Origin of the sequence: Lacibacter sp. H375, from assembly GCF_037892425.1 — a bacterium.
GTDB lineage: Bacteria > Bacteroidota > Bacteroidia > Chitinophagales > Chitinophagaceae > Lacibacter.
Window position 1 is genome coordinate 1,112,946 of sequence record NZ_JBBKTT010000001.1, and the last position, 17,285, is coordinate 1,130,230.

Genomic DNA, 17,285 nt, shown 5'->3' on the forward strand with positions numbered 1-17,285 from the left:
GTTTAAATTCATTTTCAAAAATCCCGCATAAAAAAATTATCAGTTTGAGTTGAATGTAGCCGCATGAAAACATATTTAAAATAGTTGTAATTCTTACACATGTTTCATAATTTTAAGAGAGCATACTTAACGATCGAACAAAACCAAATCCACAGTTTATTCATCAGTTTTGTCGCTTTAAGTAATGGAATCTATGAAACTATCGATCAGAAGTTCAATACTTGTCGCCTTATTGCTTTTTACAATTCTTATTGTATCGATTGTTTACATTACTATACGTCGGACGGCAACGCTGAAAGATACCAACCAGGAAGTAATGTATTCAGAAGATATCCGTTACCAATTACAACAGCTTTTACTTGCGGTAACCGATAACGAAACGGGTGCACGTGGTTATGTTATTACCAGCAATGAAACTTTTCTTGAACCGCTTTACGCTTCCGAACGCACATTAAAATCATACAGCAGTCAACTGGAACACCGTATTCAGAATCCTGAAATCAAGTCGATCTTTGTTGATTCATTAAAACCACTTCTCAACAAGCGCATAGTATTCTCCCGTTTAATGATCAAAACAACGATGCTGCATAATCCTGAAGCTGCAAGGGATCTTGTAGCCAGTGGTGTTGGAAAACGATACACTGATAGCATAAGGCTGTTAGGTGTTAAAATAAATGCGCTGCAAAATAATTACCTGCAGCAAAAACGCAATAATAATGAACAGGCACTCAAGCAAATGAATGTCTTCCTGTTTTCCATGTTGTTTATCATTTTCTGTTTATTAGCCGTTAATTTCAGATGGATCGTTTTGTATTTCAAGAAACAAAAACAAACAGAAGAAGAACTTGAAGAGAAGGTACAGAAAAAAACAAAAGAAGTACTTGAAGGTGAAGTACGTTTCCGGAAAATGATCGAACAGATCTCAGACGGATTTTTCACTTTGGATGTTAACTGGCGCTTTACTTACATCAATGCAAATGCAGCACAGTTGTTTGATCAATCGGTTATTGGTAAAAATATTTGGGAATGTTTTCCTGAAACTACGGGTGGAGAAATTCACAACGCATTTCAACAGGCCATGGCCACTCAAAAAGAAGTGTTCTATGAAGGTTACTCCACTTATTTTAAACGTTGGACCGAGATCAGTATTTATCCCGCAACAGACGGCTTGGTAATTTATTTCAGAGATATAACTGAAAAGCGTTTAGCTGAAATGGAGGCACAAAGGAGCAGGGAACAATACAAAACATTGATTGAACGCATCAGCGATGCATTCATTGCAGTTGACAATGAATTCCGTTATACATTCCTCAACAAACAGGCTGAAGAACTGATCCATAAGAAAGCAGATGAACTTATAGGCAAAACTGTTTGGGAAGTTTTTCCTGATGCAGTTGGTTCAGATACCTATCATGCATTTGAAAGGGCGATGAAAGAACAGATCTACGTAACAAATACCGATCATTACCCTGCGCTTGATCTTTGGCAGGAAAATCACATCTATCCATCGGCTGATGGTCTCTCTGTCTTTATCCGCAACATTACCAAGCAAAAGAAAAACGAAATAGCAGCAAGAAACAGCGAAGAGATCAGGCGGTTGATCATGAACTCTTCACTCGATGCCATTATTTGTGTTGATAACAGCAACAAAATTATTTTCTGGAACAACCAGGCAGATAATCTTTTCGGTTGGTCGTTTGATGAAGTAAAAGAAAAAGCTTTTCATGAAACGATTATTCCGATAGCCTATCGACAGTTTGCAGAAAAAGGCATCCTGCATTACCTGCATTCGAGAAATGCTGAAAGCTTAGATCGAATAATAGAAACAACAGTTGTAAATCGAGCGGGCAAAGAATTCCCGGTTGAGTTTTTTGCTCTAAAAGTACTGACCGATAATAACAGTTTTACCTGCGCATATATTCGTGATATCAGTAAGCGGAAAGAACTTCAACAACAGTTGATCAGGCAACAGAAAAAAACTGCAAGAGAAATTACTGAAACTGCTCTTGATGCGCAGGAAAAAGAGCGGAATGCCATTGGACAGGAATTGCACGACAACATCAATCAACTGCTTGCAGGAACAAAACTGTTATTACAGATGATTCAAACCAACCCAGACAAACACACGCAATATCTTGCCATGTGTGTTGATGCCATCAACCAGGTAATGAATGAAAACAGACGTATCGCACACGAAATGGTAACACCATTTCTAAGCCATGAAACCCTTGTCGATCTGCTTTACAAAATTGCCAACAGCATGCTCGCCTTTGTGGGCATTGATGTGGAATTTGAATTGAACAACTTTAACGAAGACAGCCTGAACGAAAAACAAAAACTCACACTTTATAGAATTGCACAGGAACAGTGTACGAATATTATTAAATATGCCAATGCTTCAAAAGTGATCTTTGCACTTGAATCGAATGAAGATTCCGTACGTTTAACGATCAGTGATGATGGCGATGGCATGACAAAAAAAGCAGCACAAGAGGGTATTGGCCTAAAAAATATTGCAAGCCGGTTAAGTGTGTACAATGGTACAATGGATGTAGTAACAAGCCCGGGTAATGGGTTTATGTTATCGGTTGAATTGCAGACGGAAGATTTGTACCAGGGAGTTTAAGTGAAAAAGAAAAGCCGCATCAAATGATGCGGCTTTTCTTTTATGTGTACAATCTTATTCTTCTTCTTTCGGTGGGTAAGAAATATTGATCAATCCTCTTCTATTCTTTGCACGGCCATCAGCGTTATCACGACCATTGATGATTTCCATTTCTAACGGACAACATTCACCAAACGATTCAAAGTTGATACGTGCTGTATCCAATCCTTTTGCAATTAGGTAATCTGCACATGCTTTTGCACGCTTATCTGAAAGTACTTTGTTGTATTCAACTGTACCCAAACCATCGGTGTAACCGCTGATCTGTACAATGGCTCCAGGGTTTTTCACGAGGATATCATACAATGAATCGAGTTTGAATGCTGCATCATCTTTAATGTTATGCTTATCAAAATCGAAGTAAACAGTTACAACCGTTTCAGGTGTAAGAATGATCTTGCGATCGAGTACAATATCATTGTTAGTAAACTTATCAGTACTCCAGCTGCTTTCATCTGTTTTTACGATTGCTATATCAGTTTGCTTTTCACTGTAACGGTGTTTACTTACAGTTACATTTCCTGTAACATCTGTTTCCACCTCAACTGTATAGCGACCGGACGCATCAGTAGTCACTTTTTGTTGTTTACCACCAACATTCACTAATACGGTAGCACCGCTCACAGGTTGATTATCTTTTTTATCGATCACCAATCCCGTCATGATCTTCTTCTTTGGTGCCTTACTTACTGTGTAAGTTTCCAAACAACATTCTGATCCACGATCGGAACTAAACACAGCATTTTTTAATACAGATGTTTTATCGGTTGTATGATAATACACATCATCTCTTATTGAGTTAACAGGATGACCCATATTCTCAGCGGCTTTCCATTCTGTTTCCCAGCCTTTGGCTTTATACAGATCATATCCACCCATTCCCAGTTTGCCGTTCGATGAAAAAACCAGTGTACTGCTGTAACTGTGATAGAATGGAGCCTGTTCATCTCCGGCTGTGTTTATCACCGAACCGGTATTAACTGCATTACCTGTTGTACCATCGGCTTGCAAAGGAGCATACCAGATATCAAAACCACCAGCTCCACCGGGGCGATCAGATGAGAAGAATAAATATTTTCCATCGGTAGAAACATAAGGTTGCTTACTACTGTGGCCATCTGCATTAACAGAAGTAAGCGCAACAGGAGTACTCCATCCGTCACCTTGTTTTGTAACAAGATAAATGGCTGAGCTTTTGCGGCTATTGCTGTTTTTCCATTGTGTGAAATAAATACGGTTACCATCGGCACTTACACTCGCAGCTCCCTGGTTGATGGCTGCTTCACCTGTTGGAAGCGAAACGCTTTCGCCAACTTTAAATTCATTATTCTCCAAGGTTGCTGTAAACACTCGACTGTGATATGGATTTACACCTGCTGTTGCAGCAGTATCTGTCTCTGTGCTTGTGATTAAAAATTGATTTCCGCCTAAATGCGTGGCAGCAAATACACCTTTACCTGTACCGTTTGAAAGAGTTGTTTTGTTAAGCGTGTACATGATTGTATCAGGACGAACCAATTGTGTTTTGATAAACTTCAATGTTTGCAGTTCATTTTCTGCAGCTGCTTTCAATGGATCGTTGGCAGTTACATTGCTGAGGAAACGATTCACACTTTCCTCTGCATCATCATATTTACCAAGACTGCGTTGGCACACTGCATACCAGTACCATGCATCATTATACTTTGATGGTTCCAGTTCTGCAACAGTTTTGTAGCGCTCTGCCGCTTGCGGAAAATAATTTGCCAGGCGAAAACTTTCAGCCTGTTTATAAATGATGTCATTTTTTGTTACGCCTTTGCCCATGCCGCTTCCCTGGCTGTTGCGTTTAGCGTTCAGTGGAAAATCAGCTTTTGATTTTTCTTTGGGGTCCGGTTTCAGAAATTGCTCATACAACTGTGCAGCTGTATAATAATCACCAGATGCGTAATAGGCATTGGCCTGCACAATACGTTTATCCTGTGCTTGTGTTTGTACAAAGAGGGTGCAGGCAATTGCTGAAAGAACAATCTTACCTGCGGTTTTATATACAATGTTCATTGTAGAAGCTTTTTGTTGAAGGGAGATATTGGGTTTCATTTTTTCTTTAGGTTTATCATTCACTTCAATAGGATTATAAGCGTGGGCAACGGATCCAATCAAAAATGCTTCTTGTTCCGCTGCGTTTGATATAAGAAAGACTTAATTCAAAACTGTTTACGTTTCTTGTCATTGATCCAAGCTTTGATGCATTCACATCATAACTCAATCCCACAATAAAATTTCTCCAATCAACACCAATAAAAGGAGCAATGGCATCTTTCAAACGATAGTAGCCGCCAAACATAAAATCAGTTTCTTCATTTACATTCAGCTGTACATATGTGCCGATCATTGCTTCCGTTGCCGTACCCTGTCGCATGTATAACACGTGGGGTACAATGCTTGTACGTTCAGATAAATTAAAACTCAAGCCACCATGTAATACATAACGTAATGGAATGGTATTAAGACTTACACTTCCTGCAGAAATGATCGGATCTTTCGGACGATTGATATGAAATACTGAAAGACCTGCAAATGCATTTGTTTTCTTATCGGGCGTTGCATCGTAGTACAACACACCCGCACCTGCATCAAACGTAGTTGAGTTTGTATTTGCAAATGATTCGCTTGTTGCGTTTGATGCATTATAACCTGTAATAGGATTCCATTGATCGCCCCATTTGAATTTTGATTGATCTACTTTACGGTTAATCAACCCGGCTTGTATCGCCAACACTAAACGGTGATTATTATCTGTTCCAAACTTAACGCCGGTGTAAGCAACAGAACCATAAGCATTGAAGTAGTTAAAACCACCGTCGCCTGCTTTTTGATTCATTAAGTTAATACCTACTGCAATGTTTTTGTTTGTACGTGTATCGAACGATAAGCCGGTAGTGCTGTATGGATTCGTTACACTTCCCCACTGGTTGCGGTACACTGCAGATATTCGGTAATCACCATCGCTGCCACCCGTCATTGCCGGGTTGGTATACATGGGATAGGTGTAGTTCTGTGTAAAATGCGGATCTGTCTGGGCAACCGATTGAAGCATGCCGAGCATCAACAGACATGCTGTAAGCAAACCGTGTTGTGTGATGAATTTATTTTTCATTGTATTGAACAGATATAAGATTTTAAATATGGTTATCAGGTTAATAGTATTTTATCGAACAAGTGTAATTGAGCCTTTGAGATCAACTGTTCGACCGTCGGTCATTACTGCACGCAATGCATACACATACACACCAACCGGCTGTGGTTTTCCTTTATGTGTTCCATCCCAACCTTGTGTTTGACTGTTGAGGAATGCAACCTGTTGTCCCCACTGATTAAAGATGCGCATCTCTACTTTGTTAATGTAATTACCATAGATCATCACCCTGTCGTTCTTACCATCATTGTTTGGTGAGAATACATTCGGCACAAATACTCCTTTATCCAAAGCCTTCACGGTAATGGTGTAAGTTCTTGCTGTGCCGATACAGCCATTGTTACGTGGTGTAACAGTTATAGTTGCGGTGATATCTGTATTACCTGGATTGGTTGCAGTAAACTGTGGCACATTGCCGGTACCGGATGCTGCTAAACCAATTGCCGGGTTTGAGTTGGTCCATGTTACAGATGCGCCTGCAGGTGTAATTGTAAAGTTTGTTGCTGGCACAAGTGCGCCATCGTTCACTGTACTATTTGCAGGAACAGTTACTGTTGGTACTGTACTTACTTCAACAGTATAAGTTTGTGCCACTGCACATTGTCCTGCTGTTGGTGTGAATGTGTAAACAGTAGTTCCAGCAGCGGCACTGCTTACAGTTGCTGGCGCCCATGTTCCTGTTACATTATTTACTGATGTTGTTGGCAATGCCTGAACAGTTGCACCCACACAAATGGAAGCTGTTGTACCAAAGCTGAATGTTGGTGTAACAATTGGATTGACTGTAACAGTGAATGTTTGTGTTGTTGCACAAACACCTGCTGTTTGTGTAAATGTATAAGTACCGCTTGCAGTGTTGCTTACTGTTGCGGGTAGCCATGTTCCGCTTACTCCATTATCAGAAGTGTTTGGCAAAACAGGAACTGTTCCGCCAGAACATATAGAAAGTGTTGTTCCAAAACTGAATGTTGGAATTGTATTCGCAACGACTGTAACATTCAATGTCGTACTTGTTCCGCACTGACCTGCATTTGGTGTAAATGTATATGTTGCGCTAGCTGTATTACTAATTGTTGCAGGGCTCCATGTTCCGGCAATACCATTTGTTGATGTTGCAGGTAATGCAGGAGCTGTTGCACCGCTACAAATACTTAACGTGGCTCCGAAACTGAAAGTTGGTGTAAGTATCGGGTTTACTGTAACAGTAAATGTTGCTGGCACAGCGCATTGGCCAGCTGTTGGTGTAAATGTATATGTTCCGCTTGCAGTGTTACTTACTGTTGATGGACTCCATGTACCTGTTATATTATTTGTTGAAGTATTCGGTAAAGCAGGAACTGTACCGCCATCGCAAATGCTGAGCGTTGTTCCAAAACTGAATGTTGGTGTGATGTTGGGATTTACCGTTACAGTAAATGTGGTAGTGGTTGCACACTGACCTGCTGTTGGTGTGAAAGTATAGGTTCCACTTGCAGTATTACTTACTGATGCAGCACTCCATGTGCCTGTTATACCATTGGTTGATGTGGTTGGCAATGCTGGAACAGCTCCGCCAGAACAAATTGTAAGTGTTGTACCAAAACTAAACGTTGGTGTAATGTTTACATCAACAGTTACAGTGAAAGTTGTTGGAACTGCACATTGTCCTGCGGTTGGTGTAAATGTATAAGTTGCACTTGCAGTATTACTTACTGTTGCAGGACTCCATGTACCTGTTATATTATTTGTTGAAGTATTCGGTAAAGCAGGAACAGTTCCGCCAGAACAGATCGCCAGGGCTGTGCCAAAACTAAATGTTGGTGTGAGATTTGGATTTACTGTGACCGTAAATGTTGCAGGCAACGCACATTGTCCGGCTGTTGGCGTAAATGTGTAAGTTCCGCTTGCAGTATTGCTTACTGTTGCAGGACTCCACGTACCTGTTATGCTGTTAGTTGACGTATTTGGTAAAGCAGGAACTGTTCCACCATCACATATAGTTAACGTGGTACCAAAGCTAAACGATGGTGTAATGTTCGGTGCTACTGTAACAGTAAACGTTGTTGTTGTTGCACACTGACCTGCAGTTGGTGTAAATGTATACGTACCACTTGCAGTGTTACTTACAGTTGCAGGACTCCATGCACCTGTTAAGCCATTATCAGATGTGGTTGGCAAAGCGGGCACCGCTTCACCGGAACAAATACTAAGTGCTGTACCAAAACTAAATGTTGGTGTAACGTTTGGTGTTACTGTAACGGTAAAAGTAGCAGGTACAGCACACTGACCAGCTGTTGGCGTAAATGTGTAAGTTCCGCTTGCAGTATTGCTAACTGTTGCAGGGCTCCATGTACCTGTTATATTATTTGTTGAATTATTCGGTAAAGCAGGAACAGCGCCGCCTGCACATATACTTAATGATGTTCCAAAACTAAAGGTTGGTGTAAGGTTCGGTGCTACCGTAACAGTGAACGTTGTTGGCAACGCACATTGACCAGCTGTTGGTGTAAACGTATACGTTCCTGAATTTTGATCATCTACAGTTGCGGGGCTCCATGTCCCTGTTATATTATTGGTAGATGTATTTGGTAAAGCAGGAACCGTTCCGCCTGCACAAATACTTAATGATGTACCAAAACTAAATGTTGGTGTAATGTTCGGCGCTACTGTAACCGTGAACGTTGTAGGCAGTGCACATTGTCCTGCAGTTGGTGTAAATGTATAAGTACCACTTGCAGTATTGCTTACAGTTGATGGACTCCATGTACCTGCAACTGCATTGTCAGAAGTAGTTGGTAATGTTGGTACTGCTCCGCCAGAACAAATATTTAAAGATGTGCCAAAGCTAAACGTAGGTGTAACGTTTGGTGTTACCGTAACTGTGAATGTTGTCGGCAAAGCACATTGTCCGGCTGTTGGTGTAAACGTATATGTATCACTTGCCGTGTTACTTACAGTAGCAGGACTCCATGTACCTGTTATATTATTTGTTGATGTGTTAGGTAAAGCAGGAACAGAGCCGCTTTCGCAAATACTTAATGTTGTTCCAAAACTAAACGTTGGTGTAATGTTTGGCGCTACGGTAACCGTGAAGGTTGTAGAATTAGCACATTCACCTGGGTTAGGTGTGAATGTATACACACCTGAATTCTGATTATCAACCGTTGCAGGACTCCACGTACCTGCAACTCCATTTGTGGATGTGTTGGGTAAGTTGGGAACAGTTCCACCGGCACATATACTTAATGATGTGCCAAACGAAAAGTTTGGTGTGGTGCGGGCCGTCACAGTTATATTGATGGTTACAGGCAAAGCACATTGACCAGGAGCTGGTGTGAATGTATATGAACCACTTGCAGTATTACTCACTGTAGCCGGGCTCCATGTACCTGTAAGACCATTGTTTGATGTTGTTGGTAATACTGGTGCAGTTGTGCCTGAGCAGAAAGGGGGTATTGCTGTGAACGAAGGAACAATGATGGGATTTGATAAGATTACACCGGAAAACAAGTTGGTTGTATTTCCGTTTTCCGTGATTGTAAATCCGGCATACACACCTGCATTCAAACCGGTAATAATTGCCTGGCCTGCGCCATTTGCAACAATGGTAACCGGACCAACCGCATTTCCGTCGTCTGTATAATTAATATCATAACTGGTACCAGGTGTTAACCCATTAATTGTTACTGAGCCATCCGTTCCATTACAGGTTGTAGGATTAGAACTTGAAATGGTAGGTGCAAAAAATGCATGATCGGTTGCAGTTGCATTTTGGTCATCAGTAAGATTCCAATTACTCAACAATGGGAAATCACCAAGTGTAAATGCAATAGTGCTGGCATTGTCAAATACTGTCGGGGAAAAACCCTCTACAGTATAATCGAATTGATTATTGTTGGCACTTCTTGCAGATGCAAATGTTCCAATTGATTGGGCATGTGAAAAGAATGAAAGTAACAGAAACAATATTGTTCCTGTAAAGGAAATTGGATTTTTTGGGCTCATTTTTTAGCTGTTAGTTCAGGTTAATACGGAGAATTAATACATAAACATAACACAATCATTATACTTTATAAAGCGATACAGTATTTTTCCTTAAAAATTGTGTGTTTCTACTTACGGTGTCTTGAACACGAAAATGAGTACACTTCATGATTAAAAAACGCACTGCTTCATTGCAGCAATTACTTTTTTGTGTTGCTGATTTCACAGTTAACTAACCTAAGTACGCACTGATTTATACTTAGTACACGCTTACTGTCTCATGCTAAAAATAATTGCAGGAAAAACACATAGTCTAACTAAGTGATACTAATTAAAATAGGACAAGACATGCCGCTGTCAAATAATGTTAAGTCAAAAAAGAAGCCGAAATATACTGCTACTTTTCAATTACAATAACACTGTACTCGCCAATCTTACCCATTAATTCGGGTTTTTCTTTTTCCTTTCTCCAGATATAATTAAGCAGTTGTACTCCTCCAAATTTTTTGTGCAGGTATAATTTGCTAAAGTATTTATTTATACTTCGCCATGCGTAGAAACTTATTTTGGTGCCTGGGTTATTTCTTCTAAACCAATTTTGACTATGAGAGTAGAAGTAGAGCTTGTTTTTTTTAAACATTCCTGCATACAGCTTGCCCGCATAGTGCCGGGCTATGCGGTAGAGTTGTACTGGCCCCAGAGCAATGTTCATAAAAGCAGAATGATAAAACCAATCATACACAACTGCAATGGTAGTGGCCGGCTTTGCAATACGGCACATTTCTTTTAATGCTGTTAGTTGCAGATCTTTCTGTACATGGAATAAGGCATGGTGACATACGACAGCGTCGCATACGTTTTCTTTTAACGGCAACGAAAGCATATCAGCACAAATAAAAATTCCTTGCTGGTTTTCCTTTTTGAGGTTATGCCTGGCTTCCTGCAATGCGTTTACTGATATGTCAATACATATACGATTAGCATACCCATCTGCTAAACAAACATATTCTTTAAATGCAACGGGGCCACAGGCTATATCAGCAAAATATGTTCCCTGCTGCTTTATGTATTTGCGTACATTAGAAAAACCTTGTTGTGTATAAGCTAACATAAAATCACGAAAATCAACCCACTTGTCTGCATCTTCATAAATCTTTTTTCCCTCAAAGTCAATATATTTTATGTCGTTATAGTAGTTAAAGATTCGCTCTTTATCGAAGTCTATATTTTTTTTAAATACAATTTCTTCGGTAAGTGGTATGCAGTAATGCTGATGAAGAAAGATAATATGTTCTTTTATTGGGTAAAAAATTGTTTGTGAAAGATTGACCAGCCCTTCTGTGATGTTTTCTTTTACACGCAGCTTTTTGTTTACCAACGTCAGTACATCGTCGTTGGCAGGAAATAATTCTTCACCGGTAAGCGGGCATTGTAATATTGAGTAATCAATAACCATACGCATGTTACACAAAAGAACGAAACTTTATGCTGCAATGATTATCTTAACAATCAAAGTACCGGCAAATGCAGCAGTTCAGGAATAATAAGGACTTATCATTAAAAACACAATTACACCTGTAACGGCAACATAAAGCCAAAGCGGCCAGGTAATGCGTGCCAGTTTTTTATGTTTATGAAATTCAGCGGTGAGGCCACGGTAAGCTGTGAACAATATAAAAGGAAGGATTAATCCTGCTAGTATGATATGTGTGATGAGAATAAAGTAATAGACTATTTTAATTAGGCCTGATCCTCCATAACTTGTTTCACCTGTAAATAAATGATGACAGATATAGGACACCAGAAACATTACGGAAAAACCAATTGCCCACAGCATTAGCTTTTTGTGTGTACGATAACGCTTGTCTTTCACTGCAAACAACGCTCCGAGTAACAGCAAAGCAACAAACGTATTGATCAGTGCATTCAGCCTGGCAAAAATATGCTTGTCAAAACCAAGGTTAATTTTCAGTTCCACACGACTAAGAAAGGCCACTGCCACAAAAACAATAATACTTACCGCAAAAATGAGAATGTAAGCAAGCTTATCATTCTTCTCAATCGCCGGGGGTAATTTCCCACGTCTGTGTTCTCCTCTACTGTACGACATAGTTGTTCGTCTTATAGCTTTATTTACGGAATAGGTTTCGTTTTTTCTTTTTGTCTTTTTCTAAAAACAACAAACCAATATCTCTCGCCATTTTCGCCATTGCAATGGAATCTGTTCCATCGTACCAGCCACGTATTACCCGATCTTTATCAAGCAGGTAAAATTTATTGGTATGAAGAAAGGCTGTATCAACTTCTCCTCCATCAATGGTTGCTGCTTTAAATTCATCATAGGCAAGTTTGTAAATGGTTTGCTTATCGCCTGTTAAGAACCACCAGTTGTTATGCCTCACTTTATATTTATCGGCATATCGCTTAAGCGCTTCTACACTATCTCTTGCGGGGTCAACGGTTAAAGAAATAAAGTGCACCAGGGAATCTGTTTTCAGAAACGCATCCTGCATCTTCTTCATATTACGAGTAAGCGTGGGACATGGATTGGGACACCGTGTAAAAAAATAATCCACCACCAATATTTTTCCTTTCAACGAATCAACACTTACTGTTTGGCCTAATTGATTCGTAAAGCTGAAGTTGTTTACCTTATGCCATATAGTATCTTTTACCAGTTTTCCCTTCACTGTTTTTTCAGTTACTGAATCAAAAAAATAGTGACGGGGCATATCTACTATCCCTTCGCTGCTATACTTCACGATCAGATAAGCTGTAACCGGTATGCCAACTGCCAACAATAAACCGAGAATTCCTTTTTTACTCATACACTTTTCATTCGCTGCTAAAAAAATCGTCCCGATACTCCACGAAGGAAAACCGGGACGAATATGAATCAGATAACATAATTATTTCAACCCACCTTCATGAGCGCCACCGTGAGCCGGTTCAACTTTCTGTTCATATTTAACCGGATCTTTCGGGCGATATTCATTACGGAGGTTTTTCCATGAATCGCCATCCCACAAAAAGGCAATGATGAACCAGATAAACAAAGCCAACGGTACAACAATTGTCATGATCATATTACGGATCTCATCACCAAGGTGCATGAAAATAGAAACGATATAAAATGCTTTTGCCAAAGAAAGGATAACAATGATCCCTTTGATAGCAATGTCTAATCCTGCACTGAAATCAGTACCGTATAACAAATAACCGAGTGCAAGTTCAACGATGGTAATACCAGACAGAATCCAGGTTGTTCTCCAGATCCTCTTTTTCGAATCATCACCGGGTGCATCATGTGGTATTGTTACTTCACCGCCAAATGTTTGATGTTCCATATATAAATTATTTCTGAGTAATAGTTATTGAATAGAGTTAAACAAGATAGAAGAATAAGAATACGAATACCCACACCAAATCTACAAAGTGCCAGTATAAACCAATCTTCTCGATCATGAGATAATGACCTCTTCTTTCAAACACACCACGCCATGCCATGATGGTTACAATTATATTGATCACCACACCGGAAAATACGTGGAAACCGTGAAAACCCGTAATGGTAAAAAAGAAGTTAGCAAAATTGCTTGAAGCAACAGTACCATCTGCATTCGGGAAAGGATTGCGACCCCACCATGCACCTTCGTGGTGCAAGTGATTCCATTCCCATGCCTGGCAACTTAAGAATGCCAATCCACCAACGATAGTCCAGATCATCCATTTAACCACACCTTTCTTATTTCCATGATGACCTTCATGTACAGCAAGCACCATTGTAACAGAACTTACAATGAGGATAAATGTCATTAAACTCACAAACACCAATGGCAATCCATTACCTAAAAACGGGAAGGACTGAAACACAAAGTTTGGATCGGGCCATGAAATACTGGATACACGTACTGTACCGTACGCAATCAAAAATGCGCCGAATGTAAACGCATCACTCATTAAGAAATACCACATCATCAACTTGCCATACTCCACATTGAAGGGGCTTTTACCGCCACTCCACCATTTTGTGTTTGCTGCTACTGTTTGTGCCATTTATCTGTTTTTAATTGTTCTCAAAAATTTTACGCTCAGGATACCAGTAAGAAAAATGCAAACAGGTAGATCCATAAGAGATCAACAAAATGCCAATACAAGCCGGCTGTTTCAACAGGCGCCGTACTGTAGAATTTTGTTTTGGTATTGTATGCACGCAAAAATAAAACCACCAGTGCAATGATTCCGCCAACAACATGCAAAGCATGCACACCTGTAATAATATAAAAGAACGATCCCGCCACACTGTCCTTAAATGTTATTTTGCTTGCCCACAGTTCAGAAAAACCAATGAACTGTGTTGCTACAAATGCTAACCCTAATACTGCAGTTACCGAGATGAGCAAACGGTATCTCGCCATTTCTCTTGAAGCCATTGCTTTTTGAGCAAGAAAAATACTGATACTGCTTGCAACGATCAATGCAGTTGACAAATAAAAGATCTTCGGCACTTGCACAGCTTCCCAACCTGCCTGGTTACTCTTTACAATGTATGCGCTGGTGAAACCGGCAAACATCATTGTAATACTTCCAATGGCAATCCATAAGGTAAACTTATGAGGATGCATTTTTTGTGTTCGTTCGCTACTCATAACCTTCTCCATCTTTCAAACGCTTTTTATCATTACTGCCGAAGCAGTTTCTTTTCAGTTATTACTGTCCAAGTTTATCAGCAAGTAATGCGAGCAATACAATTGGTAAATAAATGTAACTGCTGAACATTACTCTTCTTGCACTCTTTACATCCATGTTGAAATACAATCTTACACATTGGATAACCATAAACAGGTTAGCGCCAACGAGTATCCACATGCTAAAAATACCACTCATGTTAAAGAAAAACGGTAACATGCCCACAGGTATCATCAACAAAGAGTAAATCACTGTTTGAATGGCTGTAAATTTAGTTGGCCCTTGTTGCGAAGGCAGCAATTTGAATCCTGCTTTGCTGTAATCTGTATGTGCAACCCATGCTATAGCCCAGAAGTGAGGAAACTGCCAAAGGAACTGGATAGCGAATAATATCCAACCGCCAGTCCATGAAAAGTTCTCAGCATCATAAGCTGCTGCCCAGCCAATAAGACAGGGCAAAGCGCCTGGTATTGCACCAACAAGTACAGCAATAGAATTTACTTTCTTCAACGGTGTGTAAACAAACCCGTAAATAAATAAACTCAGCAATGCTAAACCCGCAGCATACCAACTGAAATACAACCACAAAATCAAAGAACCAACTATTGCAGCAATAAAAGCAAACGCTGTTGCTTCCTGCACACTCATTCTTCCACTTGCAACAGGCCTGTTACCTGTTCGCTTCATTACTGCATCTGTATCTTTTTCCGCTATTTGATTGATGGCATTGGCACTACCTGTTACCAACATACCACCTAACAATAACAGCAGAATACTTGCAAAATCATATTCCACTACATTGGGTGCAAGCATGTATGCGATCACACTACTGAACACCACTGTAAAACTGAGCGTAAACTTGATGAGCTGTTTGTAATCATCGATCTTGCCCATCACTCCCGACTTCACCTGTTTCTTATCTTCCGGTTGACTACTCAATTTGTTTTATCATAATGACACATTTGTGTCTGTCAATTAATGCTTGCTTTCATCGGCGCTAACCGGTGTGGTTTGCGGGATGAAATCTTTCCCATCCTTACCATAGTCGTATGCCCAACGGTGTACTTCAGGGATTTCACCAGCCCAGTTACCATGGCCCGGATTGATTGGTGTGGTCCACTCTAATGTATTTGCACCCCAAGGATTTTGTGTTGTTACTTTTCTTCCTTTCCAGATGCTGTAGAAGAAGTTAAAGATGAACAGTATTTGCACAAGGAATACAATGATGGCAACGATACTGATGAATTTATTCAACCCATCATAATGCTTGAATGATTCCCAAATATCGAACTTATAGTAACGGCGTGGCACACCCGCCAAACCTTGATAGTGCATTGGCCAGAAGATGAGGTATGCGCCGATCATTGTTACCCAGAAGTGAATATAGCCGAGTGTGTTGTTGAGATAACGGCCATACATTTTAGGATACCAATGATAGATACCTGCAAACATTCCGAACATACTTGCCACACCCATTACAATATGGAAGTGAGCAATTACGAAATACGTATCATGCAGGTGAATATCCAATGCTGAGTTACCAAGGAATATACCTGTTAAACCACCTGAAATAAATAAGCTCACAAAACCCAATGCAAAAAGCATAGCTGGTGTGAAGCGGATATTACCTCTCCAGATAGTCGTTAACCAGTTAAACACTTTGATGGCGCTTGGTACCGCAATCAATAACGTTAACAACACGAAGAACGCACCGAGGAACGGGTTCAAACCCGTTACAAACATATGGTGAGCCCAAACGAGGAACGCAAGGATTGTGATGGCGAACAACGAACCAATCATCGCCATGTAACCAAAGATTGGTTTACGGCTGTTCACTGATAAAATTTCTGATGCCATACCCATCGCCGGTAAAAGGATGATGTATACTTCTGGGTGACCTAAGAACCAGAACAAGTGTTGATAGAGAATTGCACTACCACCTTCATTCGGTAAGGCTTGTCCATTTATATAGATATCACTTAAATAGAAACTTGTTCCAAAGTGACGATCAAAGATCAATAAGATAAAACCAGAGAACAATACAGGGAATGATAATACACCCAATACTGCGGTAAAGAAGAATGCCCAGATAGTAAGTGGCAACCTTGTCATGCTCATACCTTTTGTACGCATGTTCAACACAGTTGCGATATAGTTCAAACCACCGAGTAATGATGATACCACGAACAATGCCATCGACACAAGCCATAGATCCATCCCCACTTTTGAACCGGGTGATGCTTCACCCAATGCACTCAATGGAGGATAAGCAGTCCAACCACCACTGAAAGGTCCAGTTTGTACAAACAAAGAAGACAACATGATGATACTGGCAGTAAAGAAGAACCAGTATGAAAGCATATTTAAGAATGGTGATGCCATGTCTCTTGCACCAACCTGTAAAGGAATAAGGAAGTTAGAGAACGTACCACTCAAACCGGCAGTTAATACAAAGAACACCAACACCGTTCCGTGCATGGTAACTAATGCATAGTATGCTTCTGCCTGTAGTTGACCACCTTTTGCCCATTCGCCGAGGAGTGTTTCCATCCAGGGGAATTTTGCGTCAGGGTAGCCAAGTTGTAAACGGAAAATAACCGAGAACAAACCACCCAGCAAAGCCCAGAACATACCGGTGATCAAAAACTGTTTTGCAATTGTTTTATGATCCTGGCTGAATACATACTTCGTCAAAAACGTTTCATGGTGATGACCATGATGCACTTCATCATGCGTTTCATGCGGAACGCTTACTACTGAAGTGTGTACGTGTGATGTCTCGTTACTCAT

The 17,285-nt window shown here is 40.2% G+C and carries 12 protein-coding genes; 1 reads left to right on the top strand and 11 read right to left on the bottom strand.

The features are described from left to right. Positions 1 to 193: 193 nt before the first annotated feature. On the top strand, positions 194 to 2,626 hold the full coding sequence (locus WG954_RS04880; protein WP_340434183.1) for a PAS domain S-box protein: 2,433 nt from the start codon (positions 194 to 196) through the stop codon (positions 2,624 to 2,626). 54 nt (positions 2,627 to 2,680) lie between these two features. On the opposite strand, the gene WG954_RS04885 is transcribed toward WG954_RS04880, so the two are convergent. The 11 genes from WG954_RS04885 to WG954_RS04935 form a co-directional block, all read right to left on the bottom strand. Then, on the bottom strand, positions 2,681 to 4,705 hold the full coding sequence (locus WG954_RS04885) for an OmpA family protein (protein WP_340434185.1): 2,025 nt from the start codon (positions 4,703 to 4,705) through the stop codon (positions 2,681 to 2,683). 73 nt (positions 4,706 to 4,778) lie between these two features. Then, entirely contained in the window at positions 4,779 to 5,804 is a 1,026-nt protein-coding gene (locus WG954_RS04890; protein WP_340434187.1) for a PorP/SprF family type IX secretion system membrane protein, read from the bottom strand. A 51-nt stretch (positions 5,805 to 5,855) separates the two neighbouring features. Then, positions 5,856 to 9,827 (bottom strand): T9SS type B sorting domain-containing protein, encoded by a 3,972-nt coding sequence (locus WG954_RS04895; protein ID WP_340434188.1) that lies wholly within the window; start codon positions 9,825 to 9,827, stop codon positions 5,856 to 5,858. Positions 9,828 to 10,203: 376 nt separating this feature from the next. After that, complete coding sequence (locus tag WG954_RS04900; protein ID WP_340434189.1) at positions 10,204 to 11,268, bottom strand: class I SAM-dependent methyltransferase; 1,065 nt, start codon at positions 11,266 to 11,268, stop codon at positions 10,204 to 10,206. Between the two features lie 72 nt (positions 11,269 to 11,340). Next, a complete protein-coding gene (locus WG954_RS04905) occupies positions 11,341 to 11,916 on the bottom strand; it encodes a DUF420 domain-containing protein (RefSeq protein WP_340434190.1) in 576 nt (191 codons plus the stop codon). 19 nt (positions 11,917 to 11,935) lie between these two features. Beyond that, the gene (locus WG954_RS04910) at positions 11,936 to 12,634 is read right to left on the bottom strand and encodes an SCO family protein (RefSeq protein ID WP_340434192.1); all 699 of its coding nucleotides are present in this window, start codon (positions 12,632 to 12,634) and stop codon (positions 11,936 to 11,938) included. 81 nt (positions 12,635 to 12,715) lie between these two features. Further along, positions 12,716 to 13,153: a cytochrome C oxidase subunit IV family protein gene (locus WG954_RS04915; protein ID WP_340434194.1), complete on the bottom strand. Its 438-nt coding sequence runs from the start codon at positions 13,151 to 13,153 to the stop codon at positions 12,716 to 12,718. 37 nt (positions 13,154 to 13,190) lie between these two features. Beyond that, the gene (locus WG954_RS04920; protein ID WP_324229763.1) at positions 13,191 to 13,862 is read right to left on the bottom strand and encodes a cytochrome c oxidase subunit 3; all 672 of its coding nucleotides are present in this window, start codon (positions 13,860 to 13,862) and stop codon (positions 13,191 to 13,193) included. 35 nt (positions 13,863 to 13,897) lie between these two features. Beyond that, positions 13,898 to 14,467 (bottom strand): cytochrome c oxidase subunit 3, encoded by a 570-nt coding sequence (locus WG954_RS04925; protein ID WP_340434197.1) that lies wholly within the window; start codon positions 14,465 to 14,467, stop codon positions 13,898 to 13,900. 49 nt (positions 14,468 to 14,516) lie between these two features. Next, complete coding sequence (cyoE, locus tag WG954_RS04930; protein WP_340434199.1) at positions 14,517 to 15,434, bottom strand: heme o synthase; 918 nt, start codon at positions 15,432 to 15,434, stop codon at positions 14,517 to 14,519. Between the two features lie 36 nt (positions 15,435 to 15,470). After that, on the bottom strand, positions 15,471 to 17,285 hold the full coding sequence (locus WG954_RS04935; protein WP_340434201.1) for a cytochrome c oxidase subunit I: 1,815 nt from the start codon (positions 17,283 to 17,285) through the stop codon (positions 15,471 to 15,473).

Excerpts from the sequence above, each read along its gene's own strand:
- WG954_RS04905 (WP_340434190.1), bottom strand. The coding sequence starts at position 11,916 with ATGTCGTACAGTAGAGGAGAACACAGACGTGGGAAATTACCCCCGGCG.
- WG954_RS04880 (WP_340434183.1), top strand. The coding sequence starts at position 194 with ATGAAACTATCGATCAGAAGTTCAATACTTGTCGCCTTATTGCTTTTT.
- WG954_RS04920 (WP_324229763.1), bottom strand. The coding sequence starts at position 13,862 with ATGGCACAAACAGTAGCAGCAAACACAAAATGGTGGAGTGGCGGTAAA.
- WG954_RS04900 (WP_340434189.1), bottom strand. The coding sequence starts at position 11,268 with ATGCGTATGGTTATTGATTACTCAATATTACAATGCCCGCTTACCGGT.
- WG954_RS04925 (WP_340434197.1), bottom strand. The coding sequence starts at position 14,467 with ATGGAGAAGGTTATGAGTAGCGAACGAACACAAAAAATGCATCCTCAT.
- WG954_RS04915 (WP_340434194.1), bottom strand. The coding sequence starts at position 13,153 with ATGGAACATCAAACATTTGGCGGTGAAGTAACAATACCACATGATGCA.
- WG954_RS04890 (WP_340434187.1), bottom strand. The coding sequence starts at position 5,804 with ATGAAAAATAAATTCATCACACAACACGGTTTGCTTACAGCATGTCTG.
- WG954_RS04895 (WP_340434188.1), bottom strand. The coding sequence starts at position 9,827 with ATGAGCCCAAAAAATCCAATTTCCTTTACAGGAACAATATTGTTTCTG.
- WG954_RS04885 (WP_340434185.1), bottom strand. The coding sequence starts at position 4,705 with ATGAACATTGTATATAAAACCGCAGGTAAGATTGTTCTTTCAGCAATT.
- WG954_RS04935 (WP_340434201.1), bottom strand. The coding sequence starts at position 17,285 with ATGAGTAACGAGACATCACACGTACACACTTCAGTAGTAAGCGTTCCG.
- WG954_RS04910 (WP_340434192.1), bottom strand. The coding sequence starts at position 12,634 with ATGAGTAAAAAAGGAATTCTCGGTTTATTGTTGGCAGTTGGCATACCG.